19 protein-coding genes and 1 pseudogene are annotated in these 16659 nt (G+C 58.1%); 10 read left to right on the forward strand and 10 right to left on the reverse strand.

Going from position 1 to position 16659, the window contains the following annotated elements:
* The first annotated feature begins 130 nt into the window (after positions 1-130).
* The 3 genes from RG836_RS24900 (at position 131) to RG836_RS24910 (ending at position 2202) form a co-directional block, all read left to right on the forward strand.
* Positions 131-319, forward strand: a complete 189-nt coding sequence (locus RG836_RS24900; protein WP_017337097.1) for a hypothetical protein — start codon at positions 131-133, stop codon at positions 317-319.
* Positions 320-528: 209 nt separating this feature from the next.
* Complete coding sequence (locus tag RG836_RS24905; RefSeq protein ID WP_310850354.1) at positions 529-1254, forward strand: TorF family putative porin; 726 nt, start codon at positions 529-531, stop codon at positions 1252-1254.
* Positions 1255-1332: 78 nt separating this feature from the next.
* Complete coding sequence (locus RG836_RS24910; protein WP_310850355.1) at positions 1333-2202, forward strand: DUF6279 family lipoprotein; 870 nt, start codon at positions 1333-1335, stop codon at positions 2200-2202.
* Positions 2203-2336: 134 nt separating this feature from the next.
* Here RG836_RS24910 and RG836_RS24915 read toward each other — a convergent pair whose 3' ends face one another.
* Complete coding sequence (locus RG836_RS24915) at positions 2337-2729, reverse strand: transcriptional regulator (protein WP_310850356.1); 393 nt, start codon at positions 2727-2729, stop codon at positions 2337-2339.
* A gap of 172 nt (positions 2730-2901) precedes the next feature.
* Between RG836_RS24915 and RG836_RS24920 the strand changes: the two genes are divergently transcribed.
* Positions 2902-3639 (forward strand): DUF899 domain-containing protein, encoded by a 738-nt coding sequence (locus tag RG836_RS24920; protein WP_310850357.1) that lies wholly within the window; start codon positions 2902-2904, stop codon positions 3637-3639.
* Between the two features lie 81 nt (positions 3640-3720).
* On the opposite strand, the gene RG836_RS24925 is transcribed toward RG836_RS24920, so the two are convergent.
* From RG836_RS24925 to RG836_RS24940, 5 genes and pseudogenes are all read right to left on the reverse strand, one after another.
* The gene (locus tag RG836_RS24925; protein WP_310850358.1) at positions 3721-4275 is read right to left on the reverse strand and encodes a hypothetical protein; all 555 of its coding nucleotides are present in this window, start codon (positions 4273-4275) and stop codon (positions 3721-3723) included.
* Between the two features lie 503 nt (positions 4276-4778).
* Positions 4779-5045: a hypothetical protein gene (locus RG836_RS24930; RefSeq protein ID WP_310850359.1), complete on the reverse strand. Its 267-nt coding sequence runs from the start codon at positions 5043-5045 to the stop codon at positions 4779-4781.
* Between the two features lie 8 nt (positions 5046-5053).
* Positions 5054-5284, reverse strand: a pseudogene (locus tag RG836_RS27405) (TreTu family toxin); the annotation flags it as partial.
* A gap of 151 nt (positions 5285-5435) precedes the next feature.
* Positions 5436-5753 (reverse strand): hypothetical protein, encoded by a 318-nt coding sequence (locus RG836_RS24935; RefSeq protein WP_310850361.1) that lies wholly within the window; start codon positions 5751-5753, stop codon positions 5436-5438.
* Between the two features lie 4 nt (positions 5754-5757).
* Positions 5758-6285, reverse strand: coding sequence for a colicin E5-related ribonuclease (locus RG836_RS24940; protein ID WP_310850362.1), 528 nt, complete (start codon positions 6283-6285; stop codon positions 5758-5760).
* Positions 6286-6791: 506 nt separating this feature from the next.
* On the opposite strand from RG836_RS24940, the gene RG836_RS24945 reads away from it, so the two are divergent.
* Entirely contained in the window at positions 6792-7067 is a 276-nt protein-coding gene (locus tag RG836_RS24945; protein ID WP_310850363.1) for a hypothetical protein, read from the forward strand.
* Positions 7068-7117: 50 nt separating this feature from the next.
* Here RG836_RS24945 and RG836_RS24950 read toward each other — a convergent pair whose 3' ends face one another.
* On the reverse strand, positions 7118-8464 hold the full coding sequence (locus tag RG836_RS24950) for a DEAD/DEAH box helicase (RefSeq protein ID WP_310850364.1): 1347 nt from the start codon (positions 8462-8464) through the stop codon (positions 7118-7120).
* A 193-nt stretch (positions 8465-8657) separates the two neighbouring features.
* Here RG836_RS24950 and RG836_RS24955 point away from each other — a divergent pair, with 193 nt between their 5' ends.
* Positions 8658-9956 (forward strand): mechanosensitive ion channel family protein, encoded by a 1299-nt coding sequence (locus RG836_RS24955; RefSeq protein ID WP_310850365.1) that lies wholly within the window; start codon positions 8658-8660, stop codon positions 9954-9956.
* A gap of 106 nt (positions 9957-10062) precedes the next feature.
* Here the strand turns inward: RG836_RS24955 and RG836_RS24960 are convergent, their stop codons facing one another.
* The 3 genes from RG836_RS24960 to RG836_RS24970 form a co-directional block, all read right to left on the reverse strand.
* Positions 10063-10929 (reverse strand): carboxylate/amino acid/amine transporter, encoded by an 867-nt coding sequence (locus RG836_RS24960; RefSeq protein ID WP_310850366.1) that lies wholly within the window; start codon positions 10927-10929, stop codon positions 10063-10065.
* A gap of 311 nt (positions 10930-11240) precedes the next feature.
* Complete coding sequence (locus RG836_RS24965) at positions 11241-11840, reverse strand: FMN-dependent NADH-azoreductase (RefSeq protein ID WP_310850367.1); 600 nt, start codon at positions 11838-11840, stop codon at positions 11241-11243.
* Positions 11841-11989: 149 nt separating this feature from the next.
* On the reverse strand, positions 11990-12304 hold the full coding sequence (locus tag RG836_RS24970; RefSeq protein WP_310850368.1) for a 3-phosphoglycerate kinase: 315 nt from the start codon (positions 12302-12304) through the stop codon (positions 11990-11992).
* A gap of 49 nt (positions 12305-12353) precedes the next feature.
* Here RG836_RS24970 and RG836_RS24975 point away from each other — a divergent pair, with 49 nt between their 5' ends.
* The 4 genes from RG836_RS24975 (at position 12354) to RG836_RS24990 (ending at position 16570) form a co-directional block, all read left to right on the forward strand.
* A complete protein-coding gene (locus tag RG836_RS24975; RefSeq protein ID WP_310850369.1) occupies positions 12354-13277 on the forward strand; it encodes a LysR family transcriptional regulator in 924 nt (307 codons plus the stop codon).
* Positions 13278-13291: 14 nt separating this feature from the next.
* Positions 13292-14095: an alpha/beta fold hydrolase gene (locus tag RG836_RS24980; protein WP_310850370.1), complete on the forward strand. Its 804-nt coding sequence runs from the start codon at positions 13292-13294 to the stop codon at positions 14093-14095.
* 3 nt (positions 14096-14098) lie between these two features.
* Positions 14099-14653, forward strand: a complete 555-nt coding sequence (locus tag RG836_RS24985; protein WP_310850371.1) for a peptidylprolyl isomerase — start codon at positions 14099-14101, stop codon at positions 14651-14653.
* Between the two features lie 84 nt (positions 14654-14737).
* Positions 14738-16570 carry an ABC transporter ATP-binding protein gene (locus tag RG836_RS24990; protein ID WP_310850372.1) on the forward strand — a complete coding sequence of 611 codons (1833 nt, stop codon included), beginning with the start codon at positions 14738-14740 and terminating at the stop codon, positions 16568-16570.
* The last annotated feature ends 89 nt before the right edge of the window (positions 16571-16659 follow it).

Below are 16659 nucleotides of genomic sequence, written 5' to 3' on the forward strand. Positions count from 1 at the left end.
TTAGCGGACTTCTTGAGCGGATATACGCAAAATAACCTGGCACCGCTCCGGTTATTCCGGGGGATATTTACCAAGCTATTGTCAAGTAACTCATGTACTATGCCTGGCCAAGTTAATTTTCTACAGGTTAATGGCCGCCATGCGTGTAAAAGCATCCAACAGCAAAGCAAAGCCAGCTCCAGCCGTTGAAACCAGCGAATCGATCAACAACCAGATCGCTGCGTTCCTCAAGTCCGGCGGTGAAATCCAGCAAATTGCCAAAGGCGTCAGTGGCCAGACGTTCGGCCCGTCGAAGCAGATCACCCTCGGCAAAAAGTAATCCCCCGCAACACCTGGTCCGTAAGCGCTTTGAGCCTCGAAGCGCTTGGACTGGAACCCTCCCGCCACACCGCAAATTCAATCAATTAATCATCAATCGACGAACGGCCCTCATCGCCGGACATTCGCCGGTATGCTTGCACACGTCTAGCTCAAGCGTTTCAGCAGGTTGTGTTAATCGCCTGCCCTCGCATGTTCATGGAGTGACGCATGTTCAAGCCCCCGCATTTACTGCTGTTCAGCCTGATGGTGTGCTCCGGCGCCCACGCTCAGGTGTTCCAGCGCGAGCTGGGCGACTTCGACCTCAAACTCGGCACCACTCCCAGCCGCAGCATGGCTCAGGGTCTGGTCAAGCCGGGGACTTCCGATGCCAATTCGTTCCATGGTGGCCTCGACCTCAGCCATGACAGCGGCTGGTACGTCGGCCAGTGGTCACCCAGCATGGGACTCTCGCCGTCCAGCACCCTTGAAGTGGATTCCTACGTCGGTTTTAAACATCCCTTCGACCAGACCCTCGGCTACGAAGTGGGGATGATTCATTACAGTTACCCCAAGGTCGAAACCCTCGACAGCCACGAACTGTTTGGCGGCCTGACCCTGCTCGGCAGCCGCTTCGGCATCGCCCTCAGCAACGATCCGGACAAACAGAACAGCACCCTGTTCGCTGACCTTGGCGGCAATCAGCCGTTTGGCATCGGGATCAGCATGAAGTACACCACCCACCAACTGAACTCCCCGGTGTCCGTCGCGGACGGCGGTTACGTAGGCAGTTTTACCGATTGGTCGGTGAAGTTTTCCCGGCCATTCATGGGCGTCGATCTCAACCTGATCTACAGCGACTCCAGCCTCAGCGGCGGTGACTGTTCGGCGTATTCCGGGCACAACAGCGAGTGCGATGGGCTGGTCACGCTCAAGGCCGAGCGGGCGTTCTATTGATCGGCTGAACTGCTGGGCTCATCCTGCGTTCACATGCTGCATCAGATCGTGAAGCTACGCGTTAGCAAGGACTCGCCCATGTCGCGCTGGTTAAAACAGATTGCCGCTCTACTCCTCTTGACCCTTGCCCTGTCTGCCTGCAGCCGTGTAGGCCTGGCCTACCGCAACCTCGACGTGATCATTCCGTGGACGCTCGGCGACTACCTCGACATGAGCGGCGAGCAAAAAGGCTGGTTCAACGAACGTCTCAAGGAACACCTGAGCTGGCACTGCACCACGCAACTACCGGGCTACCTCGATTGGCTCGACCGCTTGCAGCAGATGGTGGAAACCAACCAAGTCACCGACCAGGCCCTGCAGGTCCGCACCCAGGAAGCCAAAGCCGCTATCGCCCAGACCGCCCGGGAAATCACTCCTTCGGCCATCGAGTTGTTGCAAGGCCTGGATGACAAGCAAGTGGCGGAAATGAACGAAGCGTTTGCCAAGGATCAGCGCAAACGCCAAGCCGAATACCTCAAGCCATCCCTTGATCAGCAGATCAAGGAACGCAGCCAGCGCATGGAAAAACGCCTCGAAGACTGGCTCGGTTCCGTCAACCCGGCGCAGAAACAACGGGTGGCAACCTGGTCAGCCGCCCTGGGCGATCAGAACAAACAATGGATCGCCAACCGCGCGCATTGGCAGGACCAGTTCAGCAAAGCCGTTGCCGAGCGTAAAAGTCCCGATTTCCCACAACGAATCGAGACACTTCTGGTGAATCGCGAGAGTTTATGGACCCCGGCCTACCGCCAGGCCTTCGCCGACACCGAAGCCCAGGCCCGCAGCCTGATCGTCGATCTGATGGCCGAAAGCACCCCGGCCCAGCGCCAGCGGTTGCTGAAGAAAATCGACGGGGTTCGGGAAGATTTCAATGCGCTGAAATGCCTGAAGGCGGCGCGCCAAGAGTGATCAACACCGATTTGCAAACACTAAAAAACTGTGGGAGCGGGCTCGCCCGCGATGACGGACTACCAGTCAACGCCATCGTCACTGACAAACCGTCATCGCGAGCAAGCTCGATCCCACATGATCCACCTGCGGCCTTAAGCAATCTGCGCCTTGGACGCCACTTCATCAAACGTCAGCTCGTCCAGCGCATCTTCCTGGTCATCCAGCACTTCCCGCGGGTGGTCATTCCCCGGAATGCTGCTATCGATCAGGCTCAGCAAACTCGAGCCCCGAGGCGTCAACACATAGTTCGCACCGGTGCCGCCCTCATCTTCAGGGCGTGGCTCAATGTAGCCGCGCTCCAGCAGTAACTTTTCGTACTCGCCAGCCACCGCTTTCAGGTGATCAAGGTTCTCGGTCGGCTCGCCTTCGGCAGCCTTCTCCGCCGCGTACTGCTCAGCGTAGGGCCGTGGAGTGAAACTATGGCCGGCACTGTTCTGCGCTTCGTGCAGCAGTTTCTCAATCAAATCCCAGTTATAAGTCGTCATCCTGATACATCCTCCAGAGGGTGAGATGCCTTACTTAGGTTGTGACCCACCCGGCGCGCAGCCGTTCAGCCGGGCTTTGGCCGCCCACCGACCGGCGGCCTGTCGATTGTCCCGTCGGCCGAACGACTAACCTGTGTAAGCCACCTCCCAGCACCCCGCAGGAGAATTCACCATGGACCTTCAGAATCATCCAGTCGTGTCCCGCGAAGCATGGCTCGCGGCTCGCAAACAATACCTGACCCACGAAAAAGCCTTCACCAAAGAGCGCGACCGCCTCAGCGCCGAGCGCCGAGCCCTGCCCTGGGTCAAAATCGATAAGGACTACCGCTTCCAAGGCCCCCATGGCGAAATGAAACTCGCCGACCTGTTCGGCCACCACAGCCAGTTGATCATCTACCACTTCATGTTCGCCAAGGGTTGGAGCGAAGGCTGCCCCGGCTGCTCGTTCCTTTCTGACCACATCGACGGCGCCAACCTGCACCTGGCGCACCACGACATCGCCGTGGTCGCCGTGTCCCACGCGCCTTTCGCCGAATTCCAGGACTTCAAACGACGCATGGGCTGGAAATTCGACTGGGTGTCCTCCGCCGGTTGCGACTTCAACTACGACTTCGGCGTCTCCGCCACACCCGGAGAAATCGCCGACGGCAAAGCCACCTACAACTACGAAAAATCCGACAGCGCCGAAGAAGAACTCCCCGGCCTCAGCGTCTTTTATCGCAACCCCGCCGGCGACATCTTCCACACCTACTCCACCTACGCCCGCGGCCTCGACCTGCTGGTCGGCGCCTACAACTACCTCGACCTCACGCCAAAGGGGCGTAACGAAGAAGAAATCATGGAATGGGTGCGGCATCACGATAAATATGCCGAAGAGACCAAGACCGGTTGCTGTCATGGGGACAGTTGAACGGGCACTACGCAGGGTGGGCGATCGATGCAGCCCTGCTTGGGTCTCTGCCGGGGGCGAGGATTCGGACATCCACAGGTCTTAACTCCTCGGAAGAACGATAGGAATAATCATCGGCGCCGACGGGGCGGGCGGATTGATCATTCCTTTGCTTTCCACCACCGGAACTCCTGTTTGCTTGATCGCCTGAAATAGTCGCTCAGTCGCGGCTGAGTCGATATATCCACCCTCATCAATTGAGACACTCAACGCCATAAGTCGACGGTCTTCAATCAACTGAAGTTGGCTGGTTCGGAAAAATGAATAAAACGAGATCTTTTTGAGCTCGGACAGATCGACGCGAACGATTTCGACGTACTTCAATGTCTTGGCATCCCATCCCTGCACGTAGAGTCCATTCGCTGTCAGGGCGTAAGTACAGAAATAATACGTCCCGGTATTCGATCCAGGCGTGGAAATAATAAGCGAGCAACGCCCGTGCTGGAGAATTGGAGAACTCAACATTGGATAGTCTTTGATGAGTTGCTCAGGGAACTCACCCCGCTCGTAGTAAATCGTCGCTTTGTCGTAAGGTGTTGTTTTGCAGCCTGACAAAGCCGCAAAACCCAGCAACAGCCAAAAACTAATAGACCGCATAAAAAAGTCCTTTATTTCAGATGTCCCGGTACGGGACCCCAATAACCATGAAACGCATATTTAGAAGAAACGAGTCTCCATGTCTCACTTGATACAACGCATTTTAACCCACTTCTATTAAATCCCGGCCCTGCGTAGCTCTCCTGGACAGGAACTTTCTTGACCAGCCCAACTTCAACCTGTTTGGCACCCCAAGCTACAAATCGCTCATCCCTTCCTGCAAATTGTTCTAATGCATCACTTTAATAGCTTGTGATCTTGTACGAGCACTTACTCCGGCGGCGTGCAATATCGACTGAACTGGGCCTTCTGTCTTCGCCGTGGTCCAATAGCCGCCTAGCTCCTGCGCAGTTCCACCATCAACACGATACATCGTGGTCGGCTGTTGAGTAACAACCTCTGAATACGTACCACTACGGAATTTATCCGCGATTCCTTTAGGTAATGGGCCTTGATTCATAGGCCCATACTCAGCAATTACCTTACTTGTGGCTTTTGCACCATCAACTATCTTGCGTCAATATCTTTATAAATCTATCAAATTCCTGAGAAACAGATTCTCCCTCTTCTGGAGAGAGCAACACATTCATAACTTGATCATCAAGGGCACAGTCATATATATCTATACCCACCCAACCTTTAGACCAGAATTCAACAGTCCCTAGCTTGTTAAAACCTTCCAACTCTATCCTTTCAGCAAATGATGAGTACTCTAGAGAAAACCCCTTCAAAAGTGGTTTTACACTTTCATCAAACCAAGATCCATCCATAAGACTTCTCACTTCTTATCTAGAATTTCAATGTTCTTGATCGCAGGAAGATGCTCGCCGCCCTGCTTATTAAGCAAGAACTGCTGAGACTTACTTGCATCAGGGCCAATCATTTTAAACCACCCATCTTTTCCGCCTTGCAGCAAGCTGTTAGCTGGAACATCAAACTCAACATAGACAGAGCCTTTGGGTGCAGCCCCTTTAAAGTCGGCGATGCCATTAGTCGAAATAAAGGTTTGTCCTCCAGCGCCTTACACCACTTTATTTGTATTTTGCATCTGCGCCAGCTCATCAGGAGCCATCCACCTTCCTACACGAGTCATGCTGACGTTGTCGATTGCCTTGGTTTCGCCAAGTTTTAGCGGAGAGCTAACTGTTGCTTTTGCACCATCAAACCCTGACTAAGACAAATTCCAAAAAAGTATCGCGATCTGAAATCAACTCAATGAAATCCCTAGCCGACTTTCTAGACATGGCAGGAAATGCTTCACCGGCAGCCACCGCCAAGGCAGAAAAATCCGCTATACAGTCTAAGTCAGGGATTCTTTTATCCCCTACAATTTTAAACCCTTCAATTCCGAGCACAGCCGCATCGCGTGTATCACAATAATTCAGCAACTCATGACTATCGCTCAAGTTAAATAACGGCACACCGCACCAAAGTCTGGTTGGTTCAGGTCCAAAACCCAAAAAAACAAACTCCTTCATTGCTCTACTCCCATGGTGCGACCCAGTTTTTATCATTTTTATCTGATACCTGCACGATTGCACCAGTCCGGTCATTCCGAACAACGTACGAACCATCTTTGGCTACATAACCAGTTGCGGGATCATTGAGCCGCGTACCCGAGACTGGATCGAATCTAGTGTCTTTAGTCACCACAGTTTCGCTGGGATTCGCGATGACGCTTTCAAGCGAGTCCGTTGTCCAGCCTCGCTTCACCATCTGCTGAGCAATTTTTGGCTCAATGATGGATTGCATTCCTTTTGCACCACCATTGCCGCTCCCATTGCTCTCCGTCCCACCCTTCGTCCCCGAACCTCCCCCCACAGGCTTAACCAACGGCCCCATGCTGGCATACATCGCGAAATTTTCGATCGCAGAGAGAGCCGCTTGGTGGCTAATGCCGAACGTTTGAACAAGGGTGTCAGCAATTGCACTGGCCGAGTGCCCAGTCGTGACAGTTGCCAGCATATTCTGAAAGCCGAAGTTTTCTGAGATCAACTGGTCAAAGATCACCTTGGCTTCAGGCGATGCCGACGCCGCCCTGTCTTTCAGTTCCTGCGTCCGCTTCTCAGCGTCGGCGACACGTTTGGAAAGGGGGGCGCAATTATTAGGGTCTGCGGCACACAGCGCGACCGCGTCAGTGTCCTGCCGACTGCTTAATGCGTGATAGCTCGCGTAAACTTTGTTGATGCAGGCCGAGTTGCTCCCGCAGGCGTCCAGCTCGTTCGCCGCTCTTTCCAGATCAGAGTGAGACAGGTAGTTGTATTGGGTGGCGGTCGCGGCGATGTTCGCGGCGATGATGGGGTCAGTGCCCGCGAGAACCGAGGTGAGTACCGCCAGTAACTTAAACCAGCGTCAATTACCAGACGTCAACAATCCTAAGCCCACCACCCCACTGGCTCATACGTAACGATTCCGCCCGCTCCGCAGGAAATTTCCGAAAAACCTGAAGGATGAACTTTTCCCCCCGCTCGCCTCTCAACCCTATAACCGCCTGACACGGAACCCGAGGCCTGACGATGAAAACCCTACTGAAACTGACCCTCGCCACCACACTGTTCTGCGCCCTGCCCGCCTGGGCCTGTACGCCGGAGGAAGCCACGGCCAAGCGTGAGGAATTGGCGCGGCAGGTGACTGAGCTCACCGAGCAGAACCCGGCCAGGGCCAGAGAGATCAACGCCGAGTTGCAGAAGATGGAACTGGGCACGGCCAGCAAGGATTTGCCGGACAAGTGCCAGTTGATTGATCAGCGCCTCAAGGAACTGGGCACTGCGGAGAAGAAGGCCGATAGCTGAACGCAAAAAACCCGGACACTATCCGGGTTTTTTATGTTTTACCGCAGCGTTTACTCAGCCGCAGGTGCTTCTGGTTTGCGGCGTTTCAGCGGTGCCATGCCGTCTTTGCTCACCAGCGACAGCGCGTCGGTTTTCGGGCGGTTGGCGATTTTGCGTTTGGTCGGGGCCTTGGCGCCGGTTTTCTTTTTGTCGCCTTTGGCGTCGACTTTTTTCTTCTTCACGCCGACGGCTTTGCCCGAGGCCTTGACCTTTTTCGGTCCGCCGTAGGTGCCTTTGACTTCCTTGATGGTGCGGCGCTCGAAGCTCTGCTTGAGGTAGCGCTCGATGCTCGACATCAGGTTCCAGTCGCCGTGGCAGATCAGCGAGATGGCCAGGCCATCGTTGCCGGCACGGCCAGTGCGGCCAATGCGGTGCACGTATTCGTCGCCGCTGCGGGGCATGTCGAAGTTGATGACCATGTCGAGGCCATCAACGTCCAGGCCGCGAGCGGCGACATCGGTGGCGACGAGGATTTTCACGCCGCCCTGCTTCAGGCGATCGATCGCCAGTTTGCGGTCTTTCTGGTCTTTCTCGCCGTGCAGCACAAAGGCTTTGTAGTCTTGCGCCACCAGACGGCCGTAGATGCGGTCGGCCATGGCGCGGGTGTTGGTGAAGACGATGGCCTTCTGGTAAGTCTCGTTGGCCAGCAGCCAGTTGACGATCTGTTCTTTGTGCTGGTTGTGGTCAGCTGTGATGATTTGCTGACGGGTGGTGGAGTTCAGTTGGCTGACCGCGTTGAGCTGCAAGTGCTCCGGGTTGTTCAGCACTTTGGCGATCATCTCGCGCAGGCCCGACCCGCCGGTGGTGGCGGAGAACAGCATGGTCTGCTGGCGGTTGGTGCACTCGTCGACCAGGCGCTGGACGTCTTCGGCAAAGCCCATGTCGAGCATGCGGTCGGCTTCGTCGAGCACCAGCACTTCGACTTCCTTGAGGTCGAGGTTGCCGGCGTTGAGTTGCTCGATCATCCGCCCGGGCGTGCCGATCAGGATGTCCGGCACTTTGCGCAGCATCGCCGCTTGCACCTTGAAGTCTTCGCCGCCGGTGATCAGCCCGGATTTGATAAAGGTGAACTGGGCGAAGCGCTCGACTTCCTTGATGGTCTGCTGGGCCAGCTCGCGGGTTGGCAGCAGGATCAGGGTCTTGATGCTGACGCGGACTTTCGCCGGGCCGATCAGTCGGTTGAGGATCGGCAGAACGAAAGCGGCGGTCTTGCCGCTGCCGGTTTGTGCCGTCACCCGCAGGTCACGCCCTTGCAGCGCCAGCGGAATGGCCGCTGCTTGCACAGGCGTTGGCTCGACAAATTTAAGCTCGGCCACAGCTTTTAGCAGGCGTTCGTGCAGGGCGAAATCGGAAAACACGGGTGCTACCTCGAAGAAATGCAAAAAAACAGCTGCATAGGTTACCGGTTTCGAGCGCGCAGGCCGAGTTTCTTTATGCAAACGTGCGCAAACAGTGGCTTTTTTGTCAGCGGATTTGTCTTCTGTCACGTCGTATTGCGACTTAAATGCTCTAATCCCCCGGTCCCGTCTGACTGAAGAATTGCTCGACCTTATGGATATCAAACAGCTCTGGCTCAACGCCCAAGACCTTTGGGGCGCCCTCGATCAGCATCCGCTGCTGCATTCCAGCCTGGCGCTGCTGCTATTACTGGTGATCGCGCTGGTCCTCGGACGAGTGGCGCGCTACCTGATTCTGCACGCCAGCAAAATCCTCGGCCGCCAGCCGGCGCTGCACTGGATCAACGATTTTCGCCACAACAAGGTGTTTCAGCGCCTGGCGCAGATGACGCCGTCGCTGGTGATCCAGTTCGGCCTGCACCTGGTGCCGGAGCTGAGCAAGACCAGCCTCATCTTCCTCGGCAACGTCGCCCTGGCGTTCACCATTCTGTTCCTGCTGCTGGCGGTCAGCGCGCTGCTCAGTGCATTGCTCGACATCTACGCGCGTACCGAACACGCCCGCACGCGCTCGATCAAAGGCTACGTGCAACTGAGCAAAATGGTGTTGTACGTGCTGGGCGCGATCATCATCGTCGCCACCCTGATCGACCGTTCGCCGTTGTTGCTGCTGTCGGGCCTGGGCGCCATGTCGGCGGTGATCCTGTTGGTGTACAAGGACACGCTGCTGTCGTTCGTCGCCAGCGTGCAACTGACCAGCAATGACATGCTGCGGGTAGGCGACTGGATCGAGATGCCGCAAGTCGGCGCTGATGGCGATGTGGTGGACATCACCTTGCACACGGTGAAAGTGCAGAATTTCGATAAAACCATCGTCTCGATCCCCACCTGGCGCCTGATGTCCGAGTCGTTCAAGAACTGGCGCGGCATGCAGCAATCCGGTGGGCGGCGGATCAAGCGCAGCCTGTTCGTCGACGCCAGCGGGGTGCGCTTCGTGCGTGATGATGAGGAGCTGAAACTGTCCCAGGTGCACCTGCTGACCGACTACATCAGCCGCAAGCAGGCCGAGCTCAAGGCCTGGAATGCTGCGCAGGGCAACGTGGCGGCGCTGTCAGCCAACCGCCGGCGCATGACCAACATCGGCACCTTCCGCGCCTATGCGCTGGCGTACTTGAAGAGCCACCCGGAGATCCAGCCGAACATGACCTGCATGGTGCGCCAGATGCAGACCACCGCGCAGGGCATTCCCCTGGAGATCTACTGCTTCACCCGCACCACCGCGTGGGCCGATTACGAGCGGATTCAGGGGGACATCTTCGATTACTTGCTGGCGGTGCTGCCAGAGTTTGGCCTGAGCCTGTACCAACAGCCGAGTGGCGCGGATCTGCGGACGGGTTTATTGCCGGCGGTGTTGGGCGCGAGCCATATGCCAGAGCCGGAAAAACACCTTATGTAACCCCACATCCCCTGTGGGAGCGGGCTTGCTCGCGAATGCGGTGTGTCAATCAACACTTATATCGACTGACACGGCCCCTTCGCGAGCAAGCCCGCTCCCACAGTTTTTAGTGGGCGACTGCGGTTTTGCGGATTCCCAACCGACTGATCCACACCGCCAGCAATATCACCCCGCCGCCGAAGAACAGCCGGCCCAGTTCTTCATGCTGGTTCCAGATCAGCAGGTTGACCAACAGGCCTACCGGCACGTGCAGGTTGTTCATCACCGCCAGCGTGCCGCCGTGGACCAGGCAAGCGCCTTTGTTCCACCAGTACAAGCCAAGCGCCGTGGAGACCAGGCCGAGAAACAGCAACACGGCCCATTGCAGCGGTGCTTCGGGCAGGAAGTTGGATTTGCCGAACAGCAGGAACGCCGGCAGCGCCACCGCCAGGGCACCGAGGTAGAAGTAGCCGAATCTTCGGTAGTGCGGCAGATCGCTTGGGTGCTTGGCGACCAGGTGTTTGTACAACACTTGCCCGGCGGCGTAGGTGAAGTTGGCCAGTTGCAGCAGCAGGAAGCCCATGAAGAAGTCCGGGTTGATCCGGTCGTAGCGAATCACCGCCGCGCCCGCCACCGCCACCAGCGCAGCAATCAGCGCCCAGGGGTTGAAGCGTCGGTTGAGGGCATCCTCGATCAGGGTCACGTGCAGCGGTGTGAGGATGGTGAACAGCAACACCTCGGGCACCGTCAGCACACGGAAGCTCAGGTACAGGCAGACGTAGGTGACGCCGAACTGCAACGCACCGATCAGCAGCATGCCGCGCATGAACGCCGGTTCCACCGAGCGCCAGCGGGTCAGCGGAATAAACACCAGCCCCGCCAGCAGCACCCGCACCAGCACCGCGAAGTAACTGTCGACATGCCCGGCCAGGTATTCACCGATCAAACTGAAGGAAAACGCTTGGATCAGCGTGACAAAAAGTAGATAGCCCATGCTCGCCTCGTCTGGAATGGCGGCGACGATAGCGGATCGCGGGCAGGCCGCCAATAAACAATCAAGCGTGTGGGACCAAGCCAGCTTGCAAAGAGACTGGATCAGCCGACTTGAGCGCTGAATGACACACCGCTTTCGCGAGCAGGCTTGCTACCACAGGTTTTACGCTGCGCCCCGTAAATCGCAGGCAAAAAAAAGCCCGATCTCGCTAAAGCGTGCAATCGGGCCAAGGGAGGTTCGATGCGCGAACCGTTGAAGGGGTAGTGCGCCACGTCACTTAAACAAGCAGCGATTAGCTGGCGATTAAATGATCAGGCAACTTGCGACAGTTGAGCGTTGGCCTGGTTGAGGCCTTTTTCCTGGAAGTCACCGCCCAGGTTCATGCCTTCGGCGTGGATAAAGGTCACGTCATGAATGCCAATGAAGCCCATCACCTGGCGCAGGTAGGGTTCCTGATGATCCGCCGGGCTACCCGCGTAGATGCCGCCGCGAGCGGTCAGCACGTAAGCGCGTTTGCCGCTGAGCAGGCCTTGCGGACCGGTGGCGGTGTACTTGAAGGTGACGCCGGCGCGCAAGACGTGGTCGAGCCAGGCCTTGAGCGTGCTCGGAATGGCGAAGTTGTACATCGGCGCGGCCATCACCAGCACGTCGGCGGCGAGCAATTCGTCAGTCAGCAGATTGGAACGTTCCAGCGCGGCGAGCTCGATGTCGCTGCGTTGCTCGGCAGGTTTCATCCAGCCGCCCAGCAGGTTGGCGTCCAGGTGAGGCACCGGATGGACTGCCAGGTCGCGCACGGTGATTTGATCGGCCGGGTGCGCGGCTTGCCATTGCTTGACGAAGGTCTGGGTCAGTTGACGGGATACGGAATCTTGCTGGCGGGCACTGCTTTCAATGATCAGAACGCGGGACATGGGGTGTAGCCTCCATCCGAGAATGCTGTAGGGCGATGGAGTGGAGATTAAGCAGGATTAAATCGATGAAAAAGCGCAAATAATTGCTATAAAACATCGATTAATTCGTTTATAAGCGAATCACGTCTAACGATGTGATCCGCTCACGTTCAGACTGGCGTGCAAGTCAACTTGATGCGCAGCTTGATGATGGTGCGGGTGAATTTGGCCGTGGCGTTCTTGTGTTTACCGGCGGCGACTTCGATGGTGCGAGTGCGCGGTGCTTCCGGGCCGTTGCTGAATACCACTTTGCAGGTCGCATCGACATCGCCGTAGTTATTGACTTGAATGGAGCCGATATCGTTATCGGTGTCGAATGACTCGTAGTCGATCTTCATGCCGTTGAGGTCTTTCTGTACATCAATGGGGTAGGCCATCGCCGTCAGCGGCAGCAGCGCCAGCAACACATAACAGAATTTTTTCATTCGGCAGTCTCCAATAAGGACCGCCAGCTTAGGACAAGAGGAGCTATTCATGAAAGCGCCCCGCGTGACCCTTGATCAATGGCGCACGCTGCAAGCCGTGGTCGATCACGGTGGATTCGCCCAGGCCGCCGAGGTCCTGCACCGTTCGCAGTCATCGGTGAGCTACACCGTGGCGCGCATGCAGGACCAGCTCGGCGTGCCGCTGCTGCGCATCGACGGCCGCAAAGCCGTGCTCACCGAAGCCGGCGGCGTGCTGTTGCGCCGCTCACGGCAACTGGTGAAACAGGCCAGTCAACTGGAAGACCTCGCCCACCACATGGAGCAAGGCTGGGAAGCGGAAGTAAGGCTGGTGGTGGACGCGGCTTACCCCAATGCCCGACTGGTACGCGCCCTGACCGCGTTCATGCCACAGAGCCGAGGCTGCCGCGTGCGCCTGCGCGAGGAAGTGTTGTCGGGCGTTGAAGAAGTGCTGCTCGAAGGTGTGGCCGACCTGGCGATCACCGGTTTCAGCATTCCCGGTTACCTGGGCGCGGAGTTGAGCGACGTCGAGTTCGTCGCCGTGGCGCACCCCGATCACGCCTTGCATCGATTGAACCGTGAGCTGAGCTTCCAAGACCTGGAAAGCCAAATGCAAGTGGTGATCCGCGACTCCGGCCGCCAGCAACCGCGCGACGTCGGCTGGCTCGGCGCCGAACAGCGCTGGACCGTCGGCAGCCTCGCCACTGCGGCGACCTTCGTCGCCAATGGCTTGGGCTTCGCCTGGCTGCCACGGCACATGATCGAACGCGAACTGCGGGAAGGCGTGCTCAAGCTGCTACCGTTGGACCAGGGCGGCAGCCGCAATCCGAGCTTCTACCTGTATTCGAACAAGGACAAACCCTTGGGCCCAGCCACGCAGATCCTCATCGATCTGTTGCGCAACTTCGACACCGCGCCGCTGGATGCGCCGTTCGCCGCCCCCGAGCAAGCCTGACAAGGAGATCACCGATGGCGTATTTCGAGCACGAAGGTTGCCACCTGCACTACGAGGAATACGGCCACGGGACGCCGCTGCTGCTGGTCCACGGGCTGGGCTCCAGCACGCTCGACTGGGAAATGCAGATCCCCGCGCTGGCTGCCCGCTACCGAGTGATTGTGCCCGACGTGCGCGGCCACGGACGCTCCGATAAACCCCGCGAGCGCTACAGCATCGGCGGGTTCAGCGCGGATCTGGTGGCGCTGATCGAACACCTCAAGCTCGGCCCGGTGCATTACGTCGGGCTGTCGATGGGCGGCATGATCGGTTTTCAACTGGCGGTGGACGAGCCGCAATTGCTCAAGAGCCTGTGCATCGTCAACAGCGCGCCGCAAGTCAAACTGCGCAGCCGCGACGATTACTGGCAGTGGTTCAAGCGCTGGAGCCTGATGCGTGTGCTCAGCCTGGAAACCATCGGCAAGGCCCTCGGTGGCAAGCTGTTTCCGAAACCGGAGCAGGCCGAACTGCGGCAAAAAATGGCCGAGCGCTGGGCAAAAAACGACAAACGTGCTTATCTCGCCAGCTTCGATGCGATTGTTGGCTGGGGCGTTCAGGAACGACTTTCCCGGGTCACCTGTCCAACCCTCATCGTCGCCGCCGACCACGATTACACCCCGGTCGCGCTGAAAGAAACCTACGTCAAACGGCTGCCCAACGGGCGCCTGGTGGTGATTGACGACTCGCGTCACGCCACCCCGCTGGACCAACCTGACCGCTTCAACCACACCCTGCTCGAGTTTCTTGCTGCAGTTGACATCACTCCCCAGGATCATTGACCCATGCTGAAAAAAATTGCCCTGTTCACCGGCTCCGTATTGTTCGCGGCCAACCTGATGGCCGCTTCGAACGACAAGCCCCACGTGCTGCTGGAGACCACTAACGGCCCGGTTGAAATCGAACTGGACGCGGTCAAGGCACCGATCAGTACCAAAAACTTCCTCGCTTACGTCGACAGCGGTTTCTACAACAACACCATTTTCCACCGGGTGATTCCGGGCTTCATGGTCCAGGGCGGCGGCTTCACGTCCGCCATGCAGCAGAAAGACACCAAAGACCCGATCAAGAACGAGCACAGCAACGGTCTGGTTAATGTGCGTGGCACTCTGTCCATGGCCCGCACCAATAATCCGGATTCGGCCACCAGCCAGTTCTTCATCAACGTCAAGGACAACGACTTCCTTGACCAGGGCGACGGTTATGCGGTGTTCGGCAAAGTGGTCAAGGGCATGGACGTGGTGGACATCATCGTCAACTCGCGAACCACCGTTCGTAACGGCATGAAAGACGTACCGGCCGATCCGGTGTTCATCAAGTCGGCCAAGCGCATCGACTAAGCTTCACCGCAACCGTTGAACGGTGGCGCCCGCTGTCACCGTTCACACCGCTTAAGGAGAGCCCGCACGCGGGCGTCAGACCGAATGCTTTATCGCCGTTTTGAACAACTGATCGACATCTTCCGCGACGCCCCGACGGCCTCCCCGCCGGACCGGGTTCTCCCCTTCTATACCTATTACCTCAAGCAGGTCTGGCCGAGTTTCGTCGCCCTGCTGATCGTCGGCCTGTTTGGCGCGCTGATCGAAGTGGCGCTGTTCAGCTACCTGAGCCGCATCATTGATCTGGCCCAGGGCGAGCCCAACGTCAATTTCTTCCAGGAACACGGCGTCGAGCTGGCCTGGATGGCGGTGGTGGCGCTGGTCTTGCGCCCGGTGTTCGTCGGCCTGCACGACCTGCTCGTGCACCAGACGCTCAGCCCCGGCATGACCAGCCTGATCCGCTGGCAGAACCACAGTTACGTGCTCAAGCAGAGCCTGAATTTTTTCCAGAACGATTTCGCCGGGCGTATCGCTCAACGCATCATGCAGACCGGCAACTCACTGCGCGATTCGGCGGTGCAGGCGGTGGATGCGTTATGGCACGTGCTGATCTATGCGATCAGCTCGCTGGTGCTGTTCGCCGAGGCCGACTGGCGCCTGATGATCCCGCTGCTGACCTGGATCGCCGCCTACATCGGCGCGTTGTGCTACTTCGTGCCACGGGTCAAGGAGCGCTCGGTGGTGTCATCCGACGCCCGCTCGAAACTGATGGGCCGGATCGTCGACGGCTACACCAACATCACCACGCTGAAACTGTTTGCCCACACCAATTTCGAACAGCAATACGCTAAGGAAGCCATCGAAGAACAGACCCAAAAGGCGCAAATGGCCGGTCGCGTGGTCACCAGCATGGACGTGGTGATCACCAGCATGAACGGCCTGCTGATCGTCGGCACGACGGGCCTGGCGCTGTGGCTGTGGACCCAGTCGCTGATCTCAGTGGGCGCGATTGCCCTGGCCACGGGCCTGGTGATCCGCATCGTCAACATGTCGGGCTGGATCATGTGGGTGGTCAACGGCATTTTCGAAAACATCGGCATGGTCCAGGACGGTCTGCAGACCATCGCGCAACCGGTCAGCGTTACCGACCGCGACCAGGCCAAACCGCTGGCCGTGGCCCGTGGCGAGGTGCGTTTCGAGCACGTGGATTTCCACTACGGCAAGAAGAGCGGGATCATCGGCGACCTCAACCTGGCCATCCAGCCCGGCGAGAAAATCGGCTTGATCGGCCCGTCCGGCGCCGGCAAATCAACCCTGGTCAACCTGCTGCTGCGACTCTACGACGTGCAGTCCGGGCAGATCCTGATCGATGGCCAGAACATCGCCGACGTCGGCCAGGAAAGCCTGCGCGCGCGGATCGGCATGATTACTCAGGACACCTCGCTGCTGCACCGCTCGATCCGCGATAACTTGCTGTACGGCAAACCGGACGCCACCGACGAAGAACTCTGGACGGCCGCGCACAAGGCCCGTGCCGATGAGTTCATTCCGCTGCTGTCGGACGCTGAGGGCCGCACCGGTTTCGACGCGCATGTCGGCGAGCGCGGGGTCAAGCTGTCCGGTGGCCAGCGCCAGCGCATCGCGATTGCGCGGGTGCTGCTCAAGGACGCGCCGATTCTGATCATGGACGAAGCGACCTCGGCGCTGGACTCGGAAGTGGAAGCGGCGATCCAGGAAAGCCTGGAAACCCTGATGCAGGGCAAAACCGTGATTGCCATCGCCCACCGCCTCTCCACCATCGCGCGCATGGATCGGCTGGTGGTGCTCGAAAACGGAAAGATCGCCGAGACCGGCAGCCACGCCGAATTGCTCGCCCACGGCGGCTTGTATGCGCGCCTGTGGCAGCACCAGACGGGCGGGTTTGTGGGAATCGATTGAAGTTGTGAGAACACCACTCTACCTGTGGGAGCGGGCTTGCCCGCGAAAGCGGTGTGTCAGTCGGCGGTGAGGTGGCTGATACAACGCCT

Origin of the sequence: Pseudomonas rhizozeae, assembly GCF_031583775.1 — a bacterium.
Lineage (GTDB): Bacteria > Pseudomonadota > Gammaproteobacteria > Pseudomonadales > Pseudomonadaceae > Aquipseudomonas.

What these genes read in the sequence shown, in the direction of transcription:
- RG836_RS24900 (WP_017337097.1), top strand. Translation starts at nt 131, where the DNA reads ATGGCCGCCATGCGTGTAAAAGCATCCAACAGCAAAGCAAAGCCAGCT.
- RG836_RS24905 (WP_310850354.1), top strand. Translation starts at nt 529, where the DNA reads ATGTTCAAGCCCCCGCATTTACTGCTGTTCAGCCTGATGGTGTGCTCC.
- RG836_RS24910 (WP_310850355.1), top strand. Translation starts at nt 1,333, where the DNA reads ATGTCGCGCTGGTTAAAACAGATTGCCGCTCTACTCCTCTTGACCCTT.
- RG836_RS24915 (WP_310850356.1), bottom strand. Translation starts at nt 2,729, where the DNA reads ATGACGACTTATAACTGGGATTTGATTGAGAAACTGCTGCACGAAGCG.
- RG836_RS24920 (WP_310850357.1), top strand. Translation starts at nt 2,902, where the DNA reads ATGGACCTTCAGAATCATCCAGTCGTGTCCCGCGAAGCATGGCTCGCG.
- RG836_RS24925 (WP_310850358.1), bottom strand. Translation starts at nt 4,275, where the DNA reads ATGCGGTCTATTAGTTTTTGGCTGTTGCTGGGTTTTGCGGCTTTGTCA.
- RG836_RS24930 (WP_310850359.1), bottom strand. Translation starts at nt 5,045, where the DNA reads ATGGATGGATCTTGGTTTGATGAAAGTGTAAAACCACTTTTGAAGGGG.
- RG836_RS24935 (WP_310850361.1), bottom strand. Translation starts at nt 5,753, where the DNA reads ATGAAGGAGTTTGTTTTTTTGGGTTTTGGACCTGAACCAACCAGACTT.
- RG836_RS24945 (WP_310850363.1), top strand. Translation starts at nt 6,792, where the DNA reads ATGAAAACCCTACTGAAACTGACCCTCGCCACCACACTGTTCTGCGCC.
- RG836_RS24955 (WP_310850365.1), top strand. Translation starts at nt 8,658, where the DNA reads ATGGATATCAAACAGCTCTGGCTCAACGCCCAAGACCTTTGGGGCGCC.
- RG836_RS24960 (WP_310850366.1), bottom strand. Translation starts at nt 10,929, where the DNA reads ATGGGCTATCTACTTTTTGTCACGCTGATCCAAGCGTTTTCCTTCAGT.
- RG836_RS24965 (WP_310850367.1), bottom strand. Translation starts at nt 11,840, where the DNA reads ATGTCCCGCGTTCTGATCATTGAAAGCAGTGCCCGCCAGCAAGATTCC.
- RG836_RS24970 (WP_310850368.1), bottom strand. Translation starts at nt 12,304, where the DNA reads ATGAAAAAATTCTGTTATGTGTTGCTGGCGCTGCTGCCGCTGACGGCG.
- RG836_RS24975 (WP_310850369.1), top strand. Translation starts at nt 12,354, where the DNA reads ATGAAAGCGCCCCGCGTGACCCTTGATCAATGGCGCACGCTGCAAGCC.
- RG836_RS24980 (WP_310850370.1), top strand. Translation starts at nt 13,292, where the DNA reads ATGGCGTATTTCGAGCACGAAGGTTGCCACCTGCACTACGAGGAATAC.
- RG836_RS24985 (WP_310850371.1), top strand. Translation starts at nt 14,099, where the DNA reads ATGCTGAAAAAAATTGCCCTGTTCACCGGCTCCGTATTGTTCGCGGCC.
- RG836_RS24990 (WP_310850372.1), top strand. Translation starts at nt 14,738, where the DNA reads ATGCTTTATCGCCGTTTTGAACAACTGATCGACATCTTCCGCGACGCC.